The organism is Arthrobacter sp. 2762 (assembly GCF_040548745.1).
GTDB lineage: Bacteria > Actinomycetota > Actinomycetes > Actinomycetales > Micrococcaceae > Arthrobacter.
The window spans coordinates 1-1,465 of the sequence record NZ_JBEPSI010000028.1 but is presented as its reverse complement, the minus strand read 5'-3'; the positions used below and the strand labels follow the sequence as shown (position 1 = coordinate 1,465).

General features: G+C 60.9%; 1 protein-coding gene. It reads right to left on the bottom strand.

Annotation, left to right across the window (positions count from 1 at the left end; all coding sequences use genetic code 11):
• Positions 1-23: 23 nt before the first annotated feature.
• The gene (locus ABIE18_RS22070) at positions 24-1,226 is read right to left on the bottom strand and encodes an IS110 family RNA-guided transposase (protein WP_499724652.1); all 1,203 of its coding nucleotides are present in this window, start codon (positions 1,224-1,226) and stop codon (positions 24-26) included.
• Between the last annotated feature and the right edge of the window lie 239 nt (positions 1,227-1,465).

Sequence of the window (1,465 nt, the reverse complement as noted above, 5' to 3'; positions counted from 1 at the left end):
CATTGGGAATCTCAATGTTTCTGTCAAGCTGCTTGAGCGGTGATGCGTGGCGTTGGTTCCTGGTAGATGGTGTGGTCGCGGAGCATGGCCCAGAGGACGTTGATCCGGCGTCTTGCGAGGGCGATGAGGGCCTGTTTATGGGACTTTCCTTCTCCGCGCTTTCGGTCGTAATAGGTTCTTGAGGCAGGGCTGTTCTTCAGGCTGGAGAGGGCGGCGAGGTAACAGGTTCGCAGGAGCCTGCGGTTGAAGCGACGGGGTCGGTGAAGGTTCCCGCTGATTCGTCCGGAATCGCGCGGGACGGGGGCCAGGCCCGCGACGCTGGCGAGTCGGTCGACTGAGTCGAATGCGGCCAGGTTGCCGCCGATATTCGCGAGGAAAGTTGCCGCGAGCACGGGGCCGAACCCAGGCATGGTGAGCAGAACATCTGCGTTGTCATGCTGCCGGAACAGCTCAGTGATCTGGGCATCGACGTCGGCGATCTCGGCATCGAGCGTGCTGATTTGCCCGGCCAGCCGGACAACCAGGGCAGAGCCTGTGGCCTGGGTAGGCAGGACGGTGTGCTGCGAGTTGGCGGCTATGAGTGCCTTCTCGGCCATCTTGGCACTGTTACGACAGCCGCGTTTCCTCAGCCAGCCGGCCAGCCGGGTCAGTCCTACCCGCCGAATGCTCTCAGGGGTCTGGTAGCCGCCCAGGAGGAGCAGGGGCGCCTTCTTTGAGTAGTCAAATGCGCGCTCGAGCGCAGGGAAGTATTCCAGCAAGGTGGCACGAAGCCTGTTGATCGATCGGACACGGTCGCAGATCAGATCGGTCCGGCGGGCGGTCAGGAGCCGCAGGTCCACGCTGATCTGATCGGCACCGCGGACGGGCTGCAGATCAGTGCGCATCCGTGCCTGGTCAGCAATGATCCTGGCATCTTTCGCGTCAGTCTTGCCATCTCCGCGGTAGGTCGCCGCAGCGTGATGCACAATCCGTCCGGGGATATACAGCAGCTGCTGGGAATGCGCGGACAACAACTCGATCAACAGGGCTGCTCCGCCAGCGTTCAAATCCGTAGCCCAACAGACCTCACGACCGGCCGAGATCTCCGCGACCGTGGCTATGAGATCGAGCAGTGCATTTTCGTCGTTCTCGACCCGTTTCGAGAACAGCACCGCCCCTGTCTGATCGATCACTACACAATGATGAGCTCTTTTGCCCGAGTCGATTCCTGCCCACAATGCCGGCATATTCAGTCCCCTTCGATCAGCTCCAATTTCGGTAGGCCCTGTCGATAACTACGCCGGCACGTCCTTACCCAACGATCAATGTCGTAATTCTCAATCAGCGGTCGAGTCATCGGCGGGCAGCGGGCGGCCATTCCCAGTAAGCCGTCCAAGCGGCAGGGAGACTTGTGCCATACCCGCCACCCGAGGGTGATCGAAACACTACGACAGCTCCGAAATCACCCACAACAACACCGTAAGGA